Consider the following 16552-nt stretch of genomic DNA (forward strand, 5'->3'; position numbering starts at 1 on the left):
TCAGACGGAGAATTTTTTTCCGCCGCGAGGCGCGTTGAAGGTTTGCCCGTCTCTGCCATACAGACCGGGTTCCTGATGCGGTTTCAGAACCTCAAGCGCCTGCTGATTGCGGGCGATTTGCCCCTCCAGCAGCCAGCCGTTGTGCTGGTTCAGATCGCGCAGATGCTGCGTTTTTTTGGTAATCAGTTGCCAGCGGTCAGTAATATCATCATTGGCGCAGCGCTGAGCTTCTTGCTCCATGCGACGCTGCTGCTCAAGGTAATCGAGCGCCGCCAGCAGAGAGCTTTTCTCTTCCGTTATGCGTTGCAGCGCGCTACCGTTCACGCTACCAAAAGACAGCTGTTGTTGCTCCTCATCCATCACCGCTTTGAGCGAGTTCAGGATGGCGGTCATTTGGTCCAAAATGTCTGACAAACGACTCATACGTTTATTGACTCAATGAATTCTGGGCTTCCTGGATCAGGGCGTCAGCGATTTTACCGGTATCCATTTTCAGTTCACCGTTACGAATCGCCGTCTTCAGTGTTTCAACACGTTCCAGATTAATATCGCCGGAGCCAGGCTGCGTCAGTCGGGTCTGCGCATCGCTCAGCGTTACGCTGGTGCTGTTGCTGGCAGCCGATTTTTCAGTACGTGATTTCGTCGCGCCGACGTCGTTCGGTTCGCGTGGTTGTACGGCATTCACTGGCTTCAGGGGCGATGTACGATCAATGCTCATTATGCTGTCCTCATCGAGGGTTCGTGGCACTACAGCCTGCCATCATCATTTGTTGATATTTTATCGGCAGGTGCCGCAGATTCTTTATAAACATTATAAATTAATCAGAATATTCCCATCAGGACCCACTTTCCCGCTGACCACCTGGCCCGACGGCATCCGGACGCGCGCGTTTTGCGCCACCGAGGCGTTGTTTAATGCCTGCCCTTCGCCATTGACGCGAAAGCCGTCGCCGCTGGCGATCACCTGCACGCGCTGACCCGCTTTCACCCGCCACGACTGACGTAACATCGACAGCTGAATCGGCTGGNGCAATGGCTTCAGCCGCCACCACGTAATTGCCTACGGCCTGAACATTGACCTGAAGATAACGTTTCTCAGTGCCGCACTGTGCCAGCACGTTCAGATTCCCCCACAGCCGCGCGCTCGCCGGGACGCTCAGCGCCGGTTGTTCGCACGGCGGCTGCTGGGTTTGCGGCGTGCGGAGCGTAACCGTGACGTCGTCGCTGAAGCCGGTCAGACGCTGGGCAAAAAACGCCTGCAGCTGCGCATTGAGATCGTCAGCCTGCGCCAGCGGGCTAAGCAGCAAACAGATCGCCACGAGGGTGCTTTTCAGGTTTCGCATCGCCAACTCCAGTCTGTTCAGGGATTGGCAGGATTTTACCCGCATGGGGATTTCTTCAACGCAATAAATAGCGACGCATTTTGCGTTTATTCCGGCGATAGGGAGACAGGCCGGAGAATTAAAGTGTGAACTGAAATTTTGTCATTAGCGGAGGAGCCATGCTCGATAAACTCGACGCTGCGCTACGTTTCCAGCAGGAAGCGCTGAACTTGCGTGCCGCGCGTCAGGAGATTCTGGCTGCCAATATCGCCAACGCCGATACCCCGGGGGATNCAGTGAACTGAAAAAGGTAATGGAGCGTGGCAGAGCGGAGACCAGCAACGTGGCGCTCTCACTCACCTCTGCCCGTCATATACCTGCCGGGACGATATCGTCGCCTGCTGTTGATCTGATGTATCGCGTTCCCGACCAGCCGTCGATGGATGGCAACACCGTCGATATGGACCGCGAACGTACGCAGTTTGCCGACAACAGCCTGCAGTACCAGACAGGCCTGACGGTGCTGGGTGGTCAAATCAAGAGCATGATGAGCGTCCTGCAACAGGGGAATTAATGAATGGCATTGCTGAATATTTTTGATGTCGCCGGTTCCGCGCTGACCGCCCAGTCCAAACGCCTGAACGTCGCCGCCAGTAATCTGGCGAACGCCGACAGCGTCACCGGGCCTGACGGACAGCCTTATCGCGCCAAACAGGTGGTGTTCCAGGTGGATGCGCCGGTGGGCGCTGCGACCGGTGGTGTAAAAGTGGCCAACGTGATTGAAAGCCAGGCGCCGGACAAGCTGGTTTACCAGCCGGGCAACCCGCTGGCGGACGCCAAAGGCTACGTGAAAATGCCTAACGTCGATGTGGTCGGCGAAATGGTGAACACCATGTCCGCGTCGCGCAGCTATCAGGCCAACGTGGAAGTGCTCAACACCGTGAAAGGCATGATGCTGAAAACACTGACGCTGGGACAATAAGGAGAGAACCATGTCAATTGCCGTCAATGTCAACGATCCAACCAATACCGGCAACGACGTCCAGACCGGGACCAATTCGCTGACCGGCAACAACGCGGCGGATCTGCAAAGCAGCTTCCTGACGTTGCTGGTGGCGCAGTTAAAAAACCAGGATCCAACCAACCCGATGCAGAACAACGAGCTGACCTCTCAGCTCGCACAGATCAGCACGGTGAGCGGTATCGAAAAACTGAATACCACGTTGGGCTCTATTTCCGGCCAGATCGACAGCAACCAGTCCATGCAGGCGGCGACGCTGATTGGGCATGGCGTGATGATCCCGGGCAATGTGGTGCTGACCGGTAAAGATGATGACGGTAACGTCAGCACGACACCGTTTGGTCTCGAACTGCAGCAGGCGGCGGACAAAGTCACCGTCACTATCAGTGATAAGACCGGCAAAGTGGTGCGCACGCTTGAACTGGGCCAACAGTCCGCAGGTGTGCATACCTATACCTGGGACGGCAAGCTGGACGATGGTTCACTCGCCACCGACAGCGCTTACAGCATTTCCGTCAACGCCACTAACGGCGGTACGCAGCTGACCAGTCAGCCGCTGCAGTACGCGCTGGTGCAGGGTGTTATCCGTGGCGCGAATGGCAATACCCTGGATCTTGGCATCCACGGTACGACCACGCTCGACGACGTTCGCCAGATTATTTAAGCCTTCAACCATATCAGGAGAAAGACATGTCCTTTTCTCAAGCGGTCAGCGGTCTGAATGCTGCCTCTACTAACCTCGACGTAATTGGTAACAACATTGCCAACTCCGCCACCTATGGCTTTAAGTCCGGCACCGCTTCTTTCGCCGATATGTTCGCCGGCTCTAAAGTGGGTCTTGGCGTGAAGGTCGCGGGGATCACGCAGGATTTTAACGACGGGATCACCACCAGCACCGGTCGCGCGCTGGACGTCGCTATCAGCCAGAACGGCTTCTTCCGTCTGGTCGACAGCNCTGCAGCTGACCGGTTATCCGGCAACGGGTACACCGCCGACCATTCAGCAGGGCGCTAACCCGGTCGGGTTGAACATCCCGAATACGCTGATGTCCGCCAAAATCACCACCACGGCGAGCATGCAGATGAACCTGAACTCCACAGACAAGCTGCCAGCGACCACGCCGTTTGATGCGACCGACGCTGACACCTACAACAGAAAAGACTCGATCACCGTTTACGACAGTCAGGGTAACGCCCATGACATGAACGTGTACTTCGTGAAGACCGCCGACAACACCTGGAACGTTTATACCCAGGACAGCAGCGTCGCCGGAAGTGCCTCTGCACTGGCGACCACGCTGGGATTCAACGCCGATGGCGAGCTGATCAGCGGCGGGACCGCTAACCTGACCACCGGGACCATTAACGGTGCGACCCCAGCGACTTTCCAGCTGAGCTTCGCGAATACCATGCAGCAGAACACCGGTTCCAACAGCATCGTGGCTTCCGATCAGAACGGCTACGGTCCGGGTGACCTGGTGAGCTATCAGATTAACGATGACGGTACGATTGTTGGTAACTACTCCAACGAAAAATCGCAGGTGCTGGGGCAGATCGTGCTGGCGAACTTCGCCAACAACGAAGGGCTGCAGTCGCAGGGGGATAACGTCTGGACGGCGACCCTGTCTTCTGGCGTGGCGCTGCTCGGTACGGCAGGCGAAGGCAACTTCGGTAAGCTGACCAACGGTGCGCTGGAAGCGTCCAACGTCGATCTGAGTAAAGAACTGGTGAACATGATTGTCGCGCAGCGTAACTATCAGTCGAACGCGCAGACCATCAAAACCCAGGATCAGATCCTCAACACCCTGGTTAACCTGCGCTAAGCGCCTGACGGGATGACGTAATGGATCACGCAATATATACCGCGATGGGCGCTGCCAGCCAGACGCTGGATCAGCAGGCCGTCACCGCCAGCAACCTTGCCAACGCCTCGACGCCTGGCTTTCGCGCTCAACTGACGGCACTGCGTGCAGTGCCGGTCAACGGCGAGACCGTCCAGACGCGTACGCTGGTGGCGGCATCAACACCGGGCGCGGACATGACGCCAGGCCAGCTTGACTACACCGCGCGTCCGCTGGACGTGGCGTTGCAGCAGGACGGCTGGCTCGCCATACAGGCGCCGGACGGCACTGAAGGCTATACCCGTAACGGGAATATCCAGGTGACGCCCACCGGCCAGCTGACTATCCAGGGCAACCCGGTGATTGGTGAAGGCGGCCCGGTGGTGGTACCGGAAGGTTCCGAAATCACCATCGCCGCTGACGGTACTATCTCCGCACTGAACCCGGGTGACCCGGCAAACACCATTGCGCCGGTAGGGCGTCTGAAACTGGTGCGCGCGCAGGCGAACGAAGTGGTGCGTGGCGATGACGGGATGTTCCGCTTAAACCCGGCGGCACAGGCGGCGCGTGGTCCGGTCTTACAGGCCGACCAGAGCATCACGCTGCAGTCTGGCGTGCTTGAAGGCAGTAACGTTAAACCTGTGGCCGCGATGGCCGATATGATCGCCAGCGCGCGTCGGTTCGAAATGCAGATGAAAGTCATCAGCAACGTCGATCAGAACGCGCAGAAGGCCAACCAGCTGCTCTCCATGAGCTAATAACAGGACCACTATGATCAGTTCATTATGGATCGCAAAAACCGGTCTCGACGCACAGCAAACCAATATGGACGTCATCGCCAACAACCTGGCGAACGTCAGCACCAACGGTTTCAAGCGTCAGCGTGCGGTTTTTGAAGATTTGCTTTACCAGACCATTCGCCAGCCCGGCGCACAGTCTTCTGAGCAAACCACACTGCCGTCAGGGCTGCAGATCGGTACCGGTGTTCGTCCGGTAGCGACCGAGCGTCTGCACAGCCAGGGCAACCTGTCACAGACCAACAACAGTAAAGACGTGGCGATCAAAGGGCAGGGTTTCTTCCAGGTCATGCTGCCGGACGGCACCTCGGCCTACACCCGCGACGGTTCGTTCCAGGTCGATCAGAACGGTCAACTGGTGACGGCGGGCGGTTTCCAGGTCCAGCCAGCAATTACCATTCCGGCGAACACTCTGAGCATCACCATCGGCCGTGATGGCATCGTCAGCGTGACGCAGCAGGGGCAGACCAACCCGGTGCAGGTCGGTCAGTTGAACCTGACGACCTTCATGAACGACTCCGGTCTGGAGAGCATCGGTGAAAACCTCTACACCGAAACGCAATCTTCCGGCGCGCCGAACGAAACCACGCCGGGCCTTAACGGCGCCGGTCTGCTGTATCAAGGGTATGTCGAAACGTCGAACGTTAACGTGGCCGAAGAGCTGGTGAACATGATCCAGACTCAGCGCGCGTACGAAATTAACAGTAAAGCGGTCTCGACCACCGACCAGATGCTGCAAAAACTGACTCAGCTCTAAGACGTAACCGGTGCGGAATACTTCGCACCGGCTTTTTTATTCAGAAGATGAAAGCAATGCAAAAATCCGCAGCGTTTCGTTATCCGCTTCTCGCCGTCGTGGCGTTATCCATGACGGGATGCGCATTGATCCCTTCCAAACCGCTGGTGGAAGGTGCCACAACCGCTCAGCCTGTTCCCGGCCCGGTGCCGATGGCCAATGGCTCTATTTTCCAGACCGCGCAGCCCATTAACTACGGCTATCAGCCGCTGTTTGAAGACCGGCGTCCGCGCAATATCGGTGACACGTTAACGATTGTGCTGCAGGAAAACGTCAGCGCCAGTAAGAGTTCGTCAGCGAACGCGAGCCGCGACGGTAAAACGAATTTTGGCTTTGACACCGTTCCACGCGCTATGCAAGGGCTGTTTGGCGGCGATCGCGCCAATCTCGATGCGTCTGGCGGCAATACCTTTAATGGTAAAGGTGGCGCCAACGCCAGCAACACCTTCAGTGGTACGCTGACGGTGACGGTGGATCAGGTGCTGGTTAACGGCAACCTCCACGTGGTGGGTGAAAAACAGATCGCCATCAACCAGGGGACGGAGTTTATCCGCTTCTCCGGAGTGGTGAATCCGCGCACCATCAGTGGCAGCAATACCGTTCCCTCCACGCAGGTGGCGGACGCCCGGATCGAATACGTGGGTAATGGCTATATCAATGAAGCGCAGAACATGGGTTGGCTGCAACGCTTCTTCCTCAATTTGTCGCCGATGTAACGAGGTGGATTATGTGTAAGTTCCTGGTTGGCATTGCTCTGGTTCTGGTGGCGGGTTTCGCCCAGGCCGATCGCATTCGCGACCTCACCAGCGTACAGGGCGTGCGGGAAAACTCACTGATTGGCTATGGCCTGGTGGTGGGTCTCGACGGGACCGGTGACCAGACGACACAAACGCCGTTCACCACCCAGACTCTCAACAACATGTTGTCGCAGCTTGGCATTACAGTGCCGACCGGCACTAACATGCAACTGAAAAACGTGGCGGCAGTCATGGTGACCGCCCAGTACCCGGCGTTTGGCCGTCAGGGGCAAAATATTGACGTGGTGGTTTCCTCGATGGGGAACGCCAAAAGCCTGCGCGGCGGTACGCTGCTGATGACACCGCTGAAAGGGGTGGACAGCCAGGTGTATGCGCTGGCGCAGGGGAATATCCTGGTGGGTGGGGCTGGTGCGGCGGCCGGTGGCAGCAGCGTGCAGGTGAACCAGCTTAACGGCGGACGTATCACCAACGGGGCGATCATCGAACGCGAACTGCCGACGCAGTTTGGCTCCGGTAACACCATCAACCTGCAACTGAATCAGGACGACTTTGGCATGGCGCAGCAAATTGCTGACACCATTAACCGTCGTAGCGGCTACGGCAACGCCACCGCGCTGGATTCCCGCACGGTGCAGATCCGCACGCCGTCGGGCAACAGCAATCAGGTGCGTCTGCTGGCGGACATCCAGAATATGGAAGTCAACGTCACGCCGCAGGAAGCGAAAGTCATTATCAACTCCCGTACCGGTTCCGTGGTGATGAACCGCGAAGTGACGCTGGATACCTGTGCGGTGGCGCAGGGCAACCTGTCGGTGACGGTGAATCGCCAGGCGCAGGTCAGCCAGCCGGATACGCCTTTCGCAGGCGGTCAGACGGTGGTCACACCACAGANGCGTCAGAGCGGCGGCGCATTGCAGAGTATTCGCTCCAGCGCCAGCCTGAACAATGTGGTGCGGGCATTGAATGCGCTGGGGGCATCGCCCATCGAACTGATGTCTATCCTGCAATCCATGCAGAGCGCAGGCTGCCTGCGTGCGAAAGTGGAAATTATCTGATGCTGAGCGACAGCAAATTACTGGCGAGCGCGGCGTGGGACGCGCAATCGCTGAACGAACTGAAGGCGCAGGCGGGCCATGATCCGGGCGCGAACCTGCGTCCGGTGGCGCGCCAGATGGAAGGGATGTTCGTGCAGATGATGCTGAAAAGCATGCGCGAGGCGCTGCCGAAAGACGGTATTTTCAGCAGCGATCAGACCCGCCTCTACACCAGTATGTACGATCAGCAGATCGCCCAACAGATGACTGCCGGCAAAGGGCTCGGACTGGCGGACATGATGGTCAAACAGATGGAAGCGGCACAAGGCGCAGCGCCGGCAGAAAACACCGCACAGGTGCCGATGAAATTCGACCTCGACACCGTGACTACCTATCAAAATGACACGCTGCGGCAGATGGTGCGTAACGCGTTGCCAAAAGCACCTGCCGAGGGCGATGTGGCGCTCCCCGGCGACAGTAAAGATTTCCTCGCTCAGTTGTCGCTGCCTGCGCGGCTGGCGAGTGAGCAGAGCGGTATTCCGCATCACCTGATTCTGGCGCAGGCGGCGCTGGAGTCTGGCTGGGGGCAACGACAGATTCGCGGTGAAAACGGCGAGCCGAGCTTCAACCTGTTTGGCGTGAAGGCCTCGCCGGGCTGGAAGGGCAAAGTTACCGAAATCACTACCACCGAATATGAAAACGGCGAAGCGAAGAAGGTGAAAGCCAAATTCCGCGTCTACAGCTCGTATCTGGAAGCGTTATCCGATTACGTCGGCCTGCTGACCCGCAACCCGCGCTATGCGGCGGTGACCAACGCGGCAACGGCAGAGCAGGGCGCGCAGGCATTGCAGAATGCCGGGTACGCCACCGATCCGAACTATGCCCGTAAGCTGACCAGTATGATCCAGCAGTTGAAATCGATGGGTGAGAAGGTCAGCAAAGCCTACGGCAACGATCTCGAAAATCTGTTCTGAAACGGCTCAAGTTCAGCGAACGCCTGCCGATAATCTTCGACAGGACCCGTGTCTGAAAGAATAAAAGGAACCTCCATGTCCAGCTTGATTAACAGCGCAATGAGTGGGTTGAATGCAGCCCAGGCGGCTCTGAACACCGTCAGTAACAACATCGCCAGTTATAACGTTGCGGGCTACACCCGCCAGACAACCGTGCTCGGGCAGGCAAACAGCTCCCTGACGGGCGGTGGTTGGGTCGGCAACGGCGTGTACGTGGGTGGCGTTCAGCGTGAATACAACGCTTTCATCACCAACCAGCTGCGCGCCGCGCAGAACCAGAGCAGCGGTCTGACCGCGCGCTATGAGCAGATGTCAAAAATCAACGACATGCTCTCAGATACCACCAACTCACTGTCTGCAACGCTGCAGGATTTTTTCGCCACCCTGCAAACGCTGGTCAGTAACGCTGAAGATCCGGCGGCACGCCAGGCGCTGCTTGGCAAAGCCGGTGGACTGGTGAACCAGTTCAAGGTCACCGACCAGTATCTGCGCGATCAGGACAAGCAGGTTAACCTGTCGATCTCCTCAAGCGTTGAACAGATCAACAGCTACGCGCAGCAGATCGCCAACCTGAACGAAAAAATAACCAAAATGACCGGTGTTGGGGCTGGCGCATCGCCTAACGATCTGCTTGACCAGCGCGATCAACTGGTGAGCGAACTGAACCAGATCGTCGGTGTTGAAGTGAATGTGCAGGATGGCAGCACGTTTAACGTCACTATGGCTAACGGCTACAACCTGGTGCAGGGCAGCAAGGCAAATCAGCTGGCGGCGGTGCAGAGCAAAGCTGACCCTTCACGTATCACCGTGGCTTACGTTGATGATGTGGCGGGCAACGTTGAAATCCCGGAAAGATTGCTGACCACCGGATCGCTGGGTGGCCTGCTGACGTTCCGTTCACAGGATCTTGACCAGACGCGCAACAGCCTTAACCAGATGGCGCTGGTGTTTGCTGATTCCTTCAACCAGCAGCACCGTCAGGGTGTTGACGCCAACGGCAATACCAACGTTGATTTCTTTAACTTTGGCGGTTCCTCCGTGGTGTCAAACGGTAAAAACACCGGGACGTCTGCGCTGACCTCGACCATCACCGACAGTACCCAGGTGCAGGCGACGAACTACAAAGTGGTTTTTGACGGTACCGACTGGCAGGGGGCTCGCCCGGNNACTCGCCTGGCAGACAACACCACCTTCACGGCGACCGTTACTGGCGGCAAAATGAGCTTTGACGGTCTGGAAATCGACGTCACCGGTACGCCAAATGCCAAAGACAGCTTCACGGTGAAACCGGTCAACGACGTGATTGTGAACATGGAACTGGCCATCACCAACGAATCGCAGCTCGCGATGGGGGCAAATGATGCCGACAACGGTGAAAGCGACAACCGTAACGGCCAGGCGCTACTCGACCTGCAAAATAAGAAGCTGGTGGGCAACTCGAAAACCTTTAACGATGCCTATGCGACCATCGTCAGCGATGTCGGTAACCGTACCGCGTCGCTGAAAGTCAGCACTACCACTCAGGGCAACGTGGTGACTCAACTGGCGAAACAGCAGCAGTCCGTTTCCGGGGTAAACCTGGATGAAGAGTACGGCAACCTGCAACTGTATCAGCAATATTATCTGGCGAATGCGCAGGTGCTGCAGACGGCGAATACGCTGTTTGATGCGCTGATCAACATTCGCTAAGGAGACAGCCAACAATGCGTGTAAGTACGTTAATGATGTACCAGCAGAACATGCGTGGTATTACCGACTCGCAGTCTCGCTGGCTGGGCTATGGCGAACAGATGTCTACCGGCAAGCGCGTGAATCGCCCGTCTGACGATCCGATTGCCGCATCACAGGCCGTTGTGCTCGCCCAGGCGCAGGCGCAGAACAGCCAGTTCGCCAGCGCACGTTCTTTTGCCACGCAGCGCGTGTCGCAGGAAGAGAACGTGATGAGTCAGGTGACGCTGTCGATTACCTCGGCGCAGGAAACCCTCGTTGCCGCCAGTAACGGCACCCTGAGTGACGATGACCGTGCCTCGTTTGCCACTCAACTGCAGGGCGTTCGCGACCAGTTGATGAACCTGGCCAACAGCCAGGACGGCAATGGACGCTATATGTTTGCTGGCTATCAAACCGACAAGCCACCGTTCGCGGACGACGGCACCTACGTCGGCGGGACGGTTAACGTTGAGCAGCAGGTTGATACCTCCCGCACCATGGTCATCGGCCATACCGGCGACAAGATTTTCGATCACCTGACCAGCAACGCGACGCCGGGCACTGACACTAACCTGTTCGTGATGCTCGACACCGCCATTGCCGCGCTGAAAACCCCGGTAGAGGGCGATGATGCAGCCGCAGCCGCCGCACAGGCGGTGGNTAACGTCGTAACCGTTCGTTCGGAACTGGGGACTCAGCTCATCGAACTGGGCAAGCTCGACGATTTGGGTGATGACCGGGCATTGAGTCAGACGCAGCAAATGAGCGATCTGATCGATGTAGACTGGAACGCCACGATCTCTAACTATGTCATGCAACAGGCGGCTCTCCAGGCGTCGTACAAAGCGTTTAGCGACATGCAAGGAATGTCGTTGTTCCAGCTGAACAGCTAAACGCTTTGCCTCTTAGCATGTCCTGAAACCGGCATGTTTTCTCAGCCCGCTCCCCTCACCCCGGAGCGGGCTTTTTTTTACCGTGACGTTTGCGGCGCAGAGGCGAGCGGAGATTGATCCGTCAGGCGAATCAACAGCGCAATCGCCCCTGACGCGGTCGCCAGCATGACCACGCCCGTCCATCCGGCCATCGCGTACAGCTGGCTGCCCAGCGCCGAGCCGGACGCCATGCCAATAAACACCACCGTAAACAGCAGGGCGTTCAGACGACCGCGTGCCTGCGGCTCCAGACCATACACCAGATTCTGGTGCGCCACTAAGCTCGACTGCAGACCAAGGTCAAAACCGACGGCGGAGAGGGCAATCAGCGCCAGCTGGCCTTCGGCAGGTAACGCGGGCAGGGCAAACATCAGTGCAAAAGAGAGCGTCACCAGCGCTGCGCCCAGTTGCGTAACCCGTGCTGCACCGACTTTATCCGCTAGTCCACCGGCGAGCGGGGCGGCAAGCGCGCCTGCGGCACCGGCAATCCCATAACCGCCTGCCACCGCACTGCCCATCCGGAAGTGCTCCAGCAACATGACGGCCAGCGTTGACCAGAAGGCACTGAAAGCTACCGACAGAAAGCCCTGCGCCAGCGCCGCACGACGCAGTTCCGGATAGCGACGCCACAGGTGTGCCATTGATTTCATCAGCGCCGGATAGCTCAGCGTGGAGTGGGTGGCGAAACGCGGCAGGGCAAACCACAGCAGCACACCCATTGCGGCGATGCTGAGCGCGGCAGCCTGATACATCTCCCGCCAGCCAAACGCTGCACCAACCAGACCGCTGACGGTTCGCGACAGCAGAATGCCAAGCAGCAGACCGGTCATCACCGTGCCGACGGTTTTGCCCTGTTTCCCGGCAGGAGACAGGATAGCGGCGGCGGGGACGATATCCTGCGCCATCGTCGCCATCATGCCAGTCAGCAGGCTGACAATGAGCAACGAATGCAACCCGCTGGTCAGGCTGCAGAGAAACAGCAGCAGCGCCAGCAGCGCGCTTTTGCTGACAATCAGCGTGCGGCGGGCGTGGCNAGCAGCGGCTGGGCATAATAGATCGCCGCGACGCTGAAACCGGCGCCCAGCGCGAGAATGAAAATAACCCAGCCAGCGAAGGCGTGTGGTCTGGAAGCGTTTGTCATGGTGAATTTCCTCGTAAACGGTATGGCGCTATTTTTCCCGGTTTACGGCTGGGGCGGTTAGCAGGGGCGATGGTAAAACAGTTATACGTAATGCGTATGACAGAGAGAAAAATAATGAAGCAGGAGCGTATAGATCGCGTTGAACTGATGCGCACCTTTATCCGCATTGTCGAGGCCGGTTCGCTGTCAGCGGCCGCGCGGCAACTGGAGACCACCCAGGCGACCATCAGCCGCCGTCTGCAGTCGCTGGAGACGCTGCTGGGCGCGAAACTTATTCTGCGCACCACGCATGCCATGAAGTTGACNTGATGGCGAGCGCTGTTATCAGCACGCCAGAAACGTGATTGATGCCTGGCTGGCGCTGGAGGACGATCTGCAGGTCGCGGAAGATGAGCCCGTTGGCGTTCTGAAAGTGCGGGCTCCCCATGCTTTCGGGCAGCAGCAACTGCTCGCGCCGCTGGTGACGTTTCTGCATAAATATCCGCAGCTCTCCGTGGAGTGGATGCTCAACGATAAGTCGGTCGATTTTCTCAGCGACAATATCGACTGCGCGATTCGCGTCGGTGCAGAGGTCGATCCGGCGACGGTTTCCGTCCTGCTGGCGGAAGTGCCGCGCAGCATGGTGGCGACCCCGGAACTGCTGGCCCGTTATCCGGCGATAACCACACCGGAACAGCTCTCAGCGCTGCCGTGGGTGGCGATTAATACCTTTTATCAGCATGATGTGACGCTTCATCAGGCGAACGGGGAAAGCCGGACAGTGGATATTGTTTCGCGTCTGAGTACCGACAGCATTTACGTCGCGCGTAATACTGCGCTGGCGAATACCGGCGTGGTGATCATTTCCAGCTGGATGGTGGAGGAGGATATACGGGAAGGGCGGCTGGTGGAGATATTGCCGCAGTGGCGGGCGGCGCCGTTGCCGGTACATCTGGTTTATCCCTGGGCGCGTTATTACCCCACGCGGCTGCGACGTTTTCTCGATCTGATGCGGGACGTGATGCCGCAAATCTCAGGCATGCGACGCCCGGAGGCGGAATAAAAAAAGCCGACCCTCAGGTCGGCTCTTTCATGCTTAACGCTTACTCAGTCGGCTGCGGACGCGTTGGCCCGGACTGCGCCTGCTGCGTTGCGCTGTGGCCACCCGCCGCACCTTTTCCTTCGAAGGTAAAGGACGGGCGAACCCAGTCGCTGTGGCGCGGTGGTTCCGGGTTGTATTCCGGTGCCGGCGCACGAGTCATCGGTGCCGTCGCGTGATGATTGTCAGTAGTCGCAGCTTTCTCTGTGACCACAGCAACAGGTTTCACCTCTTCAACAGGCTCAACCGGCGCGGTGACGACAGGTGCAACAACCGGTTCGGCCACAGGCTCAGCCACCACCGGCTCCTCAGCGGCAGTTTCAACCACCGGAGTTTCTTCGACAGGCGCGTCTTCGACGACGTCTGCAGATTCCACTGCTGCCTCAACTTCAGCCGCCACCTCTTCGGCAACGACCTCATCTTCTGCGGCGATCAGGTGCGGTTGTTCGGTCACCGGTGCGGCAATCACTTCCGGATGCGTGGTTTCAACTACCGGCTCCTGCGGCTCGCTCACTACCGGCTCCTGCGGCTCGCTCACTACCGGCTGCGGTTCAACCACAACAGGCTGCGCTTCCGGCGTTGACGCGGCGTCNNGACGCGCAGGTGACGCGGTGAACGGCGTGAACGACGCGGCATACCAGCGGTATCGCGCGCTTCGGCGGTGTCGTCCTGCTCAACCGGGGTGTCAATCACAGCAGGCAGATCCACTTTCGCCAGGTCGGTGCGCTGCGCGGTCACGACCGGCTGCGCCTGCTCGGTGACGTCATCGGCAATCGCAACAGCAGCGGCTTCCTGCTCTGCGGNACAGCTGACGCGGCTTACGGCGCGGCATGACCTGAACACGTTCTTCCTGTTCAGTCTCCTGCGCTGAAGGCTGTTCGTCGCGGTTCTGCGCTTTAGCTTCCTGTTGGGCCTGGCGTTTGTCGTCGTTGTTACGACGGCGGTTACGCTCACGACGCGGCTGTTGTGGCTGGTCGTCACGACCCTGCGCTTTTTCAGACTCATCAACGGTGGTCTGCTGACGGGCTTCACGCGTTTCGGCGTTCTGCTGTTGTTTTTCGCGACGGTTACGGCGGTTCTCTTCACGACCTTCGCCGTTGTCGTTGCGGTTGTCACGGCGATCATCACGACGATCGTTGCGGTCGCGGCGGTTGTTCTGACGCGATTTANACGGTCCTGCTGACGCTCTGGTTTCTCTTCTTTCTTCACCGGTGCCGGTTCAACTTCCTGCGGCGCTTCGCTGCCGGCAAAGAGGTTTTTCAGCGCACCGAAGAAGCGAGACACCAGACCGGGTTCTGCCGGAGCCGCAGGGGCTTTTGGCGCAGCAGGCGCGGCGGCTTTCGCTTTCGGNTACGCTCAGCGGGTTCTTCATCAGACGGCATTGCCATCTCTTCTTCATGCAGTTTCGGCAGCAGATAGCTCAGGGTCGAGGTCTCTTCGCCTTTACGCACGCGCAGTACGGAGTAGTGCGGCGTTTCCATCTGATCGTTTGGCACGATGATGCAACGTACGCCGCCCTGACGCGCTTCGATGGCGCTCACAGCGCTGCGTTTTTCGTTCAGCAGGTAGGAAGCAATCGGCACAGGGACAATCGCATGCACTTCCTGGGTGTTCTCTTTCAGCGCTTCTTCTTCAATCAGGCGCAGGATAGAGAGCGACAGGGATTCGTTATCACGGACGGTGCCGGTGCCGCTACAGCGCGGGCAGACGTGATGGCTGGATTCGCCCAGCGACGGGCTCAGGCGCTGGCGGGACATCTCCAGCAGGCCGAAGCGCGAAATGTGGCTGATCTGAATACGGGCGCGGTCCTGACGTACCGCTTCGCGCAGACGGTTTTCCACCGCGCGCTGATGGCGTACCGGGGTCATATCGATAAAATCGATAACGATCAGGCCGCCGAGGTCACGCAGGCGCAGCTGGCGAGCGATTTCGTCTGCGGCTTCCAGGTTAGTGTTAAACGCCGTTTCTTCGATGTCACCGCCGCGGGTCGCGCGTGCGGAGTTGATATCGATAGCGGTTAACGCTTCGGTGGAGTCGATAACGATAGAACCACCGGACGGCAGACGCACTTCGCGCTGGAACGCGGATTCGATCTGCGATTCGATCTGGTAGTGGCTGAACAGCGGGATTTCACCGGTGTACAGTTTGATTTTGCTGCTGAAATCCGGACGACCCAGCGCGGCGATGTGCTGGCGCGCCAGCTCAAGCACTTTCGGGTTATCAATCAGGATTTCGCCGATGTCCTGGCGCAGGTAGTCACGGAAGGCGCGAACGATAACGTTACTTTCCTGATGGATCAGGAACGGCGCCGGGCGACTCTCTGCAGCTTTTTGGATCGCTTCCCAGTGCTTCAGACGGAAGCTCAGGTCCCACTGCAACGCCTCGGCGGATTTACCCACCCCGGCAGTACGCACGATAAGACCCATGCCATCCGGCAGTTCAAGACTGGACAGCGCTTCTTTCAGTTCGGTACGATCATCGCCTTCGATACGGCGCGAAATACCACCCGCACGCGGGTTATTCGGCATCAGCACCAGATAGCTGCCCGCCAGGCTAATAAAGGTGGTTAATGCCGCGCCTTTATTACCGCGCTCTTCTTTATCAATCTGAACGATAACTTCCTGACCTTCACGCAGAACATCTTTGATGTTGGGACGGCCATGAGCGTTGTAGCTGGCAGGAAAATACTCGCGGGCGATTTCTTTAAGGGGGAGAAAACCGTGACGTTCAGCGCCGTAATCAACAAATGCGGCTTCCAGACTCGGTTCAATGCGGGTGATTTTACCTTTGTAGATGTTCGCTTTTTTCTGTTCGTGTCCTGGGCTTTCGATATCCAGATCGTACAGACGCTGCCCATCAACAAGGGCGACACGCAACTCTTCCTGCTGAGTTGCGTTAATTAACATTCTTTTCATCGTAACTTACTCATTATTCGTACATTGACGACTAAGCTGCGGGCAGAGTAATGCCTTTCCGGGGGTGAACCGATGGCCTCGTGTCTATTCACGTCGCCAACCTCACGGTTGTCGCTCGCTTAAGAGGCGCAGAGTGTCGGCTGCCTGTGTTGTTGAGACAAACACAGCGCAATTAACAGGGGAACAGCCTGGGAT

At 58.1% G+C, this 16552-nt stretch carries 11 protein-coding genes and 6 pseudogenes; 12 read left to right on the forward strand and 5 right to left on the reverse strand.

Features of this window, described 5'->3' with window-relative positions; all coding sequences use genetic code 11:
• From flgN to flgA, 3 genes and pseudogenes are all read right to left on the reverse strand, one after another.
• Complete coding sequence (flgN, locus tag GM30_RS21470; protein ID WP_049850247.1) at nt 1-423, reverse strand: flagella biosynthesis chaperone FlgN; 423 nt, start codon at nt 421-423, stop codon at nt 1-3.
• A 4-nt stretch (nt 424-427) separates the two neighbouring features.
• A complete protein-coding gene (gene flgM, locus GM30_RS21475; protein WP_049850248.1) occupies nt 428-718 on the reverse strand; it encodes a flagellar biosynthesis anti-sigma factor FlgM in 291 nt (96 codons plus the stop codon).
• 93 nt (nt 719-811) lie between these two features.
• Nucleotides 812-1343, reverse strand: a pseudogene (gene flgA, locus GM30_RS21480) (flagellar basal body P-ring formation chaperone FlgA).
• A 158-nt stretch (nt 1344-1501) separates the two neighbouring features.
• On the opposite strand from flgA, the pseudogene flgB reads away from it, so the two are divergent.
• From flgB to flgL, 11 genes and pseudogenes are all read left to right on the forward strand, one after another.
• Nucleotides 1502-1896 (forward strand): annotated as a pseudogene (gene flgB, locus GM30_RS21485) (flagellar basal body rod protein FlgB).
• A 3-nt stretch (nt 1897-1899) separates the two neighbouring features.
• Nucleotides 1900-2304 (forward strand): flagellar basal body rod protein FlgC, encoded by a 405-nt coding sequence (flgC, locus tag GM30_RS21490; protein ID WP_049850249.1) that lies wholly within the window; start codon nt 1900-1902, stop codon nt 2302-2304.
• A 10-nt stretch (nt 2305-2314) separates the two neighbouring features.
• Nucleotides 2315-3007 carry a flagellar hook assembly protein FlgD gene (gene flgD, locus GM30_RS21495; protein ID WP_049850250.1) on the forward strand — a complete coding sequence of 231 codons (693 nt, stop codon included), beginning with the start codon at nt 2315-2317 and terminating at the stop codon, nt 3005-3007.
• Between the two features lie 26 nt (nt 3008-3033).
• A pseudogene (locus GM30_RS21500) lies at nt 3034-4165 on the forward strand (flagellar hook protein FlgE).
• A gap of 20 nt (nt 4166-4185) precedes the next feature.
• Nucleotides 4186-4941, forward strand: a complete 756-nt coding sequence (locus tag GM30_RS21505) for a flagellar basal body rod protein FlgF (protein ID WP_049850251.1) — start codon at nt 4186-4188, stop codon at nt 4939-4941.
• Between the two features lie 13 nt (nt 4942-4954).
• A complete protein-coding gene (gene flgG, locus GM30_RS21510; RefSeq protein WP_049850252.1) occupies nt 4955-5737 on the forward strand; it encodes a flagellar basal-body rod protein FlgG in 783 nt (260 codons plus the stop codon).
• Nucleotides 5738-5793: 56 nt separating this feature from the next.
• On the forward strand, nt 5794-6492 hold the full coding sequence (locus tag GM30_RS21515) for a flagellar basal body L-ring protein FlgH (protein ID WP_124965896.1): 699 nt from the start codon (nt 5794-5796) through the stop codon (nt 6490-6492).
• Between the two features lie 11 nt (nt 6493-6503).
• Nucleotides 6504-7589, forward strand: a complete 1086-nt coding sequence (locus tag GM30_RS21520) for a flagellar basal body P-ring protein FlgI (protein ID WP_049850254.1) — start codon at nt 6504-6506, stop codon at nt 7587-7589.
• Nucleotides 7589-8542, forward strand: coding sequence for a flagellar assembly peptidoglycan hydrolase FlgJ (flgJ, locus tag GM30_RS21525; RefSeq protein WP_049850255.1), 954 nt, complete (start codon nt 7589-7591; stop codon nt 8540-8542). The genes GM30_RS21520 and flgJ overlap by 1 nt, the downstream gene beginning before the upstream one ends.
• 75 nt (nt 8543-8617) lie before the next feature.
• Nucleotides 8618-10270, forward strand: a complete 1653-nt coding sequence (gene flgK, locus GM30_RS21530) for a flagellar hook-associated protein FlgK (protein ID WP_049850256.1) — start codon at nt 8618-8620, stop codon at nt 10268-10270.
• A 14-nt stretch (nt 10271-10284) separates the two neighbouring features.
• On the forward strand, nt 10285-11184 hold the full coding sequence (gene flgL / locus GM30_RS21535) for a flagellar hook-associated protein FlgL (protein WP_049850257.1): 900 nt from the start codon (nt 10285-10287) through the stop codon (nt 11182-11184).
• A 77-nt stretch (nt 11185-11261) separates the two neighbouring features.
• On the opposite strand, the pseudogene GM30_RS21540 reads toward flgL, so the two are convergent.
• A pseudogene (locus GM30_RS21540) lies at nt 11262-12364 on the reverse strand (MFS transporter).
• A gap of 111 nt (nt 12365-12475) precedes the next feature.
• Here GM30_RS21540 and GM30_RS21545 point away from each other — a divergent pair.
• Nucleotides 12476-13406 (forward strand): annotated as a pseudogene (locus tag GM30_RS21545) (LysR family transcriptional regulator).
• A 40-nt stretch (nt 13407-13446) separates the two neighbouring features.
• Here the strand turns inward: GM30_RS21545 and rne are convergent.
• A pseudogene (rne, locus tag GM30_RS21550) lies at nt 13447-16357 on the reverse strand (ribonuclease E).
• Between the last annotated feature and the right edge of the window lie 195 nt (nt 16358-16552).

This window comes from Trabulsiella odontotermitis (genome assembly GCF_001188485.1).
Taxonomy (GTDB): Bacteria; Pseudomonadota; Gammaproteobacteria; order Enterobacterales; family Enterobacteriaceae; genus Trabulsiella; species Trabulsiella odontotermitis_A.